Annotated in this window: 7 protein-coding genes; all 7 read left to right on the top strand. The window is 70.2% G+C overall.

The genetic code is table 11. The features are described 5' to 3' along the window. Window positions 1-174: 174 nt before the first annotated feature. The gene (locus VB739_RS15795; protein ID WP_323357977.1) at window positions 175-825 is read left to right on the top strand and encodes an HpsJ family protein; all 651 of its coding nucleotides are present in this window, start codon (window positions 175-177) and stop codon (window positions 823-825) included. A gap of 53 nt (window positions 826-878) precedes the next feature. Next, window positions 879-1,610, top strand: coding sequence for a DUF502 domain-containing protein (locus VB739_RS15790; RefSeq protein ID WP_323206552.1), 732 nt, complete (start codon window positions 879-881; stop codon window positions 1,608-1,610). Next, the gene (nusB, locus tag VB739_RS15785) at window positions 1,610-2,236 is read left to right on the top strand and encodes a transcription antitermination factor NusB (protein ID WP_323357976.1); all 627 of its coding nucleotides are present in this window, start codon (window positions 1,610-1,612) and stop codon (window positions 2,234-2,236) included. Before VB739_RS15790 ends, nusB begins: the two co-directional genes overlap by 1 nt. An 11-nt stretch (window positions 2,237-2,247) precedes the next feature. After that, the gene (ftsY, locus tag VB739_RS15780) at window positions 2,248-3,765 is read left to right on the top strand and encodes a signal recognition particle-docking protein FtsY (RefSeq protein ID WP_323357975.1); all 1,518 of its coding nucleotides are present in this window, start codon (window positions 2,248-2,250) and stop codon (window positions 3,763-3,765) included. A gap of 45 nt (window positions 3,766-3,810) precedes the next feature. Then, window positions 3,811-5,220 carry a PP2C family protein-serine/threonine phosphatase gene (locus VB739_RS15775; protein ID WP_416233351.1) on the top strand — a complete coding sequence of 470 codons (1,410 nt, stop codon included), beginning with the start codon at window positions 3,811-3,813 and terminating at the stop codon, window positions 5,218-5,220. A 38-nt stretch (window positions 5,221-5,258) separates the two neighbouring features. Next, window positions 5,259-6,659, top strand: a complete 1,401-nt coding sequence (gene argH / locus VB739_RS15770; protein ID WP_323357974.1) for an argininosuccinate lyase — start codon at window positions 5,259-5,261, stop codon at window positions 6,657-6,659. A gap of 129 nt (window positions 6,660-6,788) precedes the next feature. Next, complete coding sequence (locus tag VB739_RS15765) at window positions 6,789-7,319, top strand: RNA-binding protein (protein ID WP_323357973.1); 531 nt, start codon at window positions 6,789-6,791, stop codon at window positions 7,317-7,319. Window positions 7,320-7,400: the final 81 nt, after the last annotated feature.

The following is a 7,400-nucleotide window of genomic DNA, read 5'->3' as shown; positions in this document are numbered from 1 at the left end:
CTCCAGGGCGGCGTTGCGCAGCGGCAGCCGAGCCCCCCCCGGCACGGCCGCCAGGCCCACCGGCGCGAAGCCAAGCGCCTCGGCCCGAACCCGCAGGGCCGCCGCCAGGTCGGTGAGGGAGGAGGGAGCGTTCAAGAGCTGCCGGTAGAGTCCCACGAATCCGACCCCCCCTGAGTGGCTGCCGTTTCCTCCTCCCGATTCAGCCCGCTGTTGCGCTGGATGGGCCTCACCCTGGTGGTGCTGCTCGTCCTCCAGCTGGTCGCCGTCCTCAGTCTCTGGGACTGGGAACAGGAGGCGTTCCGCCAGCTGGTGGTGGAGCGACTGATCAGCCAGGCCCCCATGGGCCTGATCGGTCTGCTGCTCATGTATCTCTCCTCCCGCCTGGAAGATCAGTCGGAGGGCCGCACGCCCGTCCTCTGGACGGTCTGCATCCTCAGTGGTCTGCTGGCCGTCCTGCTGACAGCGTCGTTGCCGATCACCTTCGGCGGTGACCAGCAGATGCAGCAGCAGAACGACCAGCAGATCGCCGCCAAGCGAGGCCAGCTCGAAATGGCCCGCCAGCAGAGCAAGGATCCCGCCCTGCTGCAGCAACTGATCAAGCAGGCCGAAGCCACCGGCCAGGTGCCCCCCGGTGCCACCGAGGCCCAGAAGACCCAGTCGGCCCGGGCCTTCATCGATCGCCAGCTCGACCAGCTCGAAACCCAGTTCAAGCAGACCGAGCAGACCGGCAAGGTCACCCTGAGCCAGCGCCGCTATGGCGGATCGCTTGGCGCGGTGGTGCTGATCATTGCCTTCACCATCCTTTGCCTCGGCAGTGTCCTGTAAGACCCCGTGGATCGTTACCGTTAGGGTTTCGCCCCTACGGACCCCTTCTTCCATTGGTCCCATCCAGTAGTCCCAGTTCCGATCAGCCCCTGGGCAACCGGCTGCAGCAGGATCTCAAGAACGATCTGATCGCCGGCCTGCTGGTGGTCATTCCGCTGGCCACCACGATCTGGCTCGCCACCACGGTGAGCCGCTTCGTGCTGGCGTTCCTCACCTCGATTCCCAAGCAGTTCAACCCGTTCAACACCCTCAACCCGCTCCTCCAGGACCTGATCAACCTGGGGGTGGGGCTGCTGGTGCCCCTGCTGGGCATCCTGTTGATCGGCCTGATGGCCCGAAACATCGTCGGCCGCTGGCTGCTGGAGTTTGGTGAGGGCACCCTGCTGCGCATCCCCTTGGCGGGCTCCGTCTACAAGACCCTCAAGCAGCTGCTGGAAACCTTCCTGCAGGGCAACTCCAGCCGCTTCCGGCGGGTGGTGCTGGTGGAGTACCCCCGCGAAGGCCTCTACGCCGTGGGCTTCGTCACCGGTGTGCTGGGCACCGCCATCCAGTCCGATTTCGGCGAGACGATGCTCAGTGTTTTCATTCCCACCGCCCCCAACCCCACCACCGGTTGGTATGCGGTGGTGCCGGAACGGCTGGTGAAGGATCTGGAGCTGAGCGTGGAGGATGCCTTCCGCACGATCATCTCCGCCGGCATCGTCAGCCCGGACGAGCGGGAACCCAACTCCAACCGCAGCTTTGCCAGCCTCCTGGCCCAGCTGCGTGCCCCCCAAACCTCCTGATGCAGAGTCGCACCCTTGCCCGTGAACTGGCCCTGCTGATGCTGGGTCAGGTGAGCGATCGCGGCAGTGGGGCCGAATCCCCCGCCGGCTCTTTTGATGTCCTGTTGCAACAGGCCGTCACCACCCTCAGCCAGCACGTGCGCGAGGCCCTCGACCGCTCCGCCGAGGATCTGCAGCAGGCCCAGCAACGGCTGCTCGACAGCGAGCTGCAGGACCAGGGCGAGAAACAGCTGCCCACGGTGCGGCGCCACCTGCAGGACGGCCTCACCCACGCCGAGCAGGCCCTCAATCGCCTTTCGGCCAGCCTGGAGCTGCCGCGTCTGCTGCTCCTGGCCGACCAGGACGCCGTGCGGCTCGACGCCATCGCCCGCAGCAAGGCGGTGCTGCGCGACCGGGAGGGCCTCGACCGCCGCATCGACGCGGTGATGGAAGGCTGGCGCCTCACCCGCCTGCCCCGGGTCGACCGCGACATCCTGCGGCTGGCGGTGGTGGACCTCGAGGACTTCGCCACGCCCGCCGCCGTGGCCTGCAACGAGGCGGTGGAGCTGGCCAACCGCTACAGCGACGACCAGGGGCGACGCATGATCAACGGTGTGCTGCGGCGCTTCACCGCCGCCCGGGTGTAGGCAGGAACGCGATGGTCTTCGATTGGTTCAAACGGGCCGTGGCCCAGCCCGCCCCGGAGCCCGAACCCGCACCGCTACCGGAGCCGGAGCCCGAAGCGATGGCGCCTGCTGCGTCCCCGGTAGAACCCGAACCCGCTGAGCCTGTGGCGGCTCCCACGCCGGCCCCAGCCGCTCCGGCGGGCTCCGCTGTCGACGAGGACGCCCTGGCCTGGGCGCGCCAGGCCTACGCCCGCCTCAAGGCCCAGCAGGAGGCGGCCAGTCCGCCCGTCGCTCCTGAGCCCGAACCGGCAGCGCCCGAGCCGGAGCCCCCCACCCCGGCCGCCATCGAGTCCGCCACATCGGCGCTTGAGCCCGCACCCGCCCCCCCTGCCGCCGCTCCGGTGGCGTCGGGCCTGTCCCTGCTCGAGCAGGCTGCCGCCCAGCGCCAGCAGCGCCTCCAGGAGATCACCGCCCCCGCCGAACCCGAGCCGGCCGTTGCCGCGGCCACGCCCCCTGCCGATGCCGCCGACCCCAGCCTCGGGGCCTTTGATGCCACCTTCACCTGGTCGGCCGAGGTGCTGGCGGCCCAGGGACGGCGCGTCGAGGACGTGTCCCTTGAGGAGATCGATTGGCTGGGCCGGTTGCGCCGCGGCCTTGAGAAGACCCGCAAGGGCTTCGTCACCCAGCTGCTGGAGAACCTCGGCGACGATCCCCTCACACCGGCGGTGCTCGACGATCTCGAGTCCACCCTGCTGCGCGCCGATGTGGGCGTGAAGGCCACCGACCAGGTGCTCGACGCCCTGCGCCGCCGCCTCAACGAGGAGGTGGTGGATCCGGCCGAAGGCCTGCGCTTCCTCAAGGAGCAGCTGCGCGGCCTGCTGGAGGCCCCCATTCACGCCGGTGACACCGCCGTGCTGGCCCCCCAGCGCGACAGGCTCAACGTCTGGCTGCTGGTCGGGGTGAATGGGGTCGGCAAGACCACCACCCTCGGCAAGCTGGCCAACCTGGCGGTACGCAGCGGCTACAGCTGCCTGATCGCCGCCGCCGACACCTTCCGGGCCGCGGCGGTGCAGCAGGTGAGCGTCTGGGGCGAGCGCAGCGGCGTGGCGGTGGTGGCCAACCCCAGCGCCAACGCCGATCCGGCGGCCGTCGTCTACGACGCCATCGGCGCCGCCCGTTCCAAGGGCACCGAGCTGGTGCTGGTGGACACGGCCGGCCGGCTGCAGACCAAGCACAACCTGATGGAGGAACTGGGCAAGGTGCGGCGCACCATCACCAAGCTGGCGCCGGAGGCGGTGGTGGAGTCGCTGCTGGTGCTCGATGCCAGCCAGGGCCAGAACGGCCTGCGCCAGGCCATGGCCTTCGCCAGTGCCGCCGGCCTTACCGGGGTGGTGCTCACCAAGCTGGACGGCAGCGCCCGCGGCGGCGTTGCCCTGGCGGTGGCCTCCGAGGCGGGGCTGCCGATCCGCTTCATCGGGGCCGGAGAGGGCATCCGCGACCTGCGGCCTTTCAACAGCTTCGAGTTCGTCGAGGCGCTGCTGGCCTCCTGAGTCCCGCCCGCCGCTGCTACCTTGCGTGTCCTTTGCGGCCGCTCGGTGAGCAGCCAGCCGCCCCCGCAGCCCCTCTCCACCTCCGCGCCGTCCCCGACTCCCGATCCGGGGCCGTCGCTCACGGCCTCGCTGCGCCAGCTGCTCGACAGCCTCGGCCGGGAGCAGCGCCGCAACCAGGAGCTGCTGGCGTCGCTGTCGTTCGCCCTGCGCAGCCACACCAACCTCAAGCGTTTCCTCGAACTGGTGCCCCTGGTGGCCTCGCGGCTGGTGGAGGCCGAAGGCAGCCTGTTGCTGGTGTTCCATGCCGATGGCCGGCTCTGGCGGGAGCAGCTCCAGGCCACCGCCGGCGAGCGCAGCGCCGAGGTGCTGCGCCAGCTGGCCGCCCTGCCCGATGGCCAGCTCCAGAACCAAGAGGGCGATGAGGCCGTCGCGGTGCTGCTCGATCCCCTGGTCCAGCGCCTGCTCGGCGCCCAGCAGGTGTTCGCCACCTCCGTGGTGGCCCGCAGCCGTCAGCGGGGCCGCCTGTACGTGTTCAGCGGCCGACGCGGTTACAGCTGGAGCGACGTGCGCCGCCGCCATCTGCAGCTGGTGGCCGACCTCACCGGCGTCGCGCTGGAGAACGAGGTGCTGCAGCAGGACCGGCGCCGCCATGAACGGCTCGACCGCCAGCTGAGCATCGGCGCCGAGGTCCAGTCCCAGCTGCTCCCCGACCACTGCCCCGTGATCGATGGTGTCGAGCTGGCGGCCCTGTGCCGTCCGGCCTTCCAGGTGGGCGGGGACTACTACGACTTCATCCCCACCCAGCCCCAGCTCACCGGCCACAGGCGCGAGCAGGCCCCCTGGGCGCTGGTGATGGGGGATGTGATGGGCAAGGGGGTGCCGGCCGGTCTGCTGATGACCCTGCTGCGGGGCATGCTGCGGGCCGAGGTGCTCAGCGGCCTGCCCCCCGACCGCATCCTCCACGACCTCAACCAGCTGGCCCAGGAGGACCTGGCCCACTCGCACCGTTTCGTCACCCTCTTCTATTCCGACTACGACCCCCGCACCCGCCTGCTCCGCTATGCCAACGCCGCCCACAACCCGCCGCTGGTCTGGCGGCGCCAGACGGGCCGCGTTGAGCGGCTCGACACCCCCGGCCTGCTGATCGGTCTTCAGAGCGAGGCGGAGTACGGCTGCGGCGAGCTGCAGCTGGAGCCGGGCGATGTGATCCTCTATTACACCGATGGCGTCACCGAAGCCAGCGGCTTCAGCGGCGAGCGCTTCGATGAGGAACGGCTGGTGAAGGCCTTCCAGGGCGCCTGCCGGGTGGCCCATGAGGCCCAGACGATCCTGGATCGGCTGTTCGAGCGCCTCGACCGTTTCGTCGGCAGCGACCGCCGCCTGGAGGACGATGCCTCGATGGTGGTGCTGAAGGTGCGGGACGGGGTGGTGCTGCCCTCCCTGCCCCCCACCTGAGACGAATGGCAAGCTGAAGGGCTGCCCGGAACCCCCTGATGGCCGCTGACCCCTCCCCCACCACCTGGAGCGATCGCTTCGAGCAGGGTCTGCATCCGGCGATCGAGCGGTTCAATGCCTCGATCGGTTTCGACATCGCCCTGCTCCAGGAGGATCTCGACGGCTCCATCGCCCATGCCCGCATGCTGGGCCGCTGCGGCGTGATCACCGCCCAGGAAGCCGAGCGCCTGATCGAGGGGCTCGAAGCCATCCGGGTCGAGGCGGCCGCCGGCAGCTTCACGCCGGGCCTCGAGGCGGAGGACGTGCATTTCGCCGTGGAACGGCGCCTGATCGAAATCCTCGGCTCCCTCGGCAAGAAGCTGCACACCGGCCGCAGCCGCAACGACCAGGTGGGCACCGACCTGCGCCTGTGGCTGCGGCGCCGCATCGATGCCATCGATGCCGCCCTGGTGCGCTTCGAGCGGGCCTTGCTGGCCCAGGCCGAGGCCCACCCCGACACCCTCATCCCCGGCTACACCCACCTGCAGCGGGCCCAGCCGGTCTGCCTGGCCCACCACCTGCTGGCCTACGTGGAGATGGCCGAACGCGACCGCCAGCGCCTGGCCGACGTGCGTCGCCGCGTCAACGTCTGCCCCCTCGGGGCGGCGGCCCTGGCGGGGACCTCGGTGCCGATCGACCGCCGCCAGACCGCCGCCGAGTTGGGCTTCGAGGCGATCTACGCCAACAGCCTCGATGCGGTGAGTGATCGCGACTTCACCGTCGAGACGATGGCGGCGCTGTCTCTGGTGATGGCCCATCTCAGCCGCCTGGCGGAGGAGGTGATCCTCTGGGCCAGCGAGGAGTTCGGCTTCGTGGGGCTCACCGACCGCTGCGCCACCGGCAGCAGCCTGATGCCCCAGAAGAAGAACCCCGATGTGCCGGAACTGGTGCGCGGCAAGAGCGGCCGCGTCTTCGGCCATCTGATGGGACTTCTGACGATGATCAAGGGTCTGCCCCTCGCCTACAACAAGGACTTTCAGGAAGACAAGGAAGCCCTGTTCGACGGGGTGCGCACCTGCCTCGATTGCCTCGAAGCGATGGCCGTGCTGTTCGAGGAGGGGCTCGCGTTCCGCCCTGCCCGGCTGGAGGCCGCCGTGGCTGCCGATTATTCCAACGCCACCGATGTGGCCGACTATCTGGTGGCCCGGGGCGTGCCCTTTCGGGAGGCTTATCAGCTGGTCGGAGGGCTGGTGAAGGCCTGCCTGGCGGAACAGCGGCTGCTGGCTGATCTGCCCCTGGAGCGCTGGCAGGAGCTGCATCCCTCCTTCGAGGCGGACATCCATGCCGTGATCGCGCCGCGGCAGGTGGTGGCGGCCCGGCGCAGCGAAGGTGGCACCGGTTTCGAGCGGGTGGCCGAGCAGCTGCGGCAGGCCAGGGAGCGGCTGGATTCGACCCCCTGAGGCGCGTCGCCATCCTGCCCTGGCCCCCCGGCGCTGGCTGGGCGGCCAGGCGTTGGAATCGCGCGTCTCCGTCTAACCTTGGCGGGTCTCAGGCGCCTGCGCGCGCCATCGGTTCCCCCTCATCGGTCAGTGAGTATTTTCGTCGGCAATCTTCCCTTCCGCGCTGAGCAGGAGGACGTGGCTGAGTTGTTCGCTCCCTTCGGAGCCGTGGTCAACTGCTCCCTGCCGCTGGAGCGTGACACCGGCCGCAAGCGCGGCTTTGCCTTCGTCGAGATGGCCGACGCTGAGACCGAGACCCGGGCAATTGATGCCCTCCAGGGTGCCGAGCTGATGGGCCGTCCCCTGCGCATCAACAAGGCCGAACCCCGCAGTGGCGGCGGCGGTGGTGGTGGCGGTGGCGCCCCGCGCCGGGGTGGCGGCGGCTACGGCGGTGGTGGTGGCGGCGGTTATGGCGGCGGCGGTGGCGGCTATGGCGGCGGTGGCGATCGGGGTTCCGGTGCCAAGGGTTGGGAAGACCGCAGCTACGGCGGCGGCGGTGCTGCGGGCGCTGGCGGTGCCGCCCCCGATCCCTTTGAAGCAGGTCGCTCCCGCCGGCGCCGCACCGGTGGCGGAGGTGGTGATTACGGCGGTGGCGGCGATTACGGCGGCGCCGAAGTCTGAGTCGGACGGGGCCCCGGGCTGATCCGCGTCACAGGCCCCGTTCCTCCAGCTGCCTGGCGGCGGCCTCCAGCACTTCGGCGC

Origin of the sequence: Cyanobium gracile UHCC 0281 (assembly GCF_034931305.1) — a bacterium.
GTDB classification, from domain to species: domain Bacteria; phylum Cyanobacteriota; class Cyanobacteriia; order PCC-6307; family Cyanobiaceae; genus Cyanobium; species Cyanobium gracile_A.
Note: the sequence above shows the minus strand (reverse complement) of the source record. Positions and strands in the feature narration are given on the sequence as shown.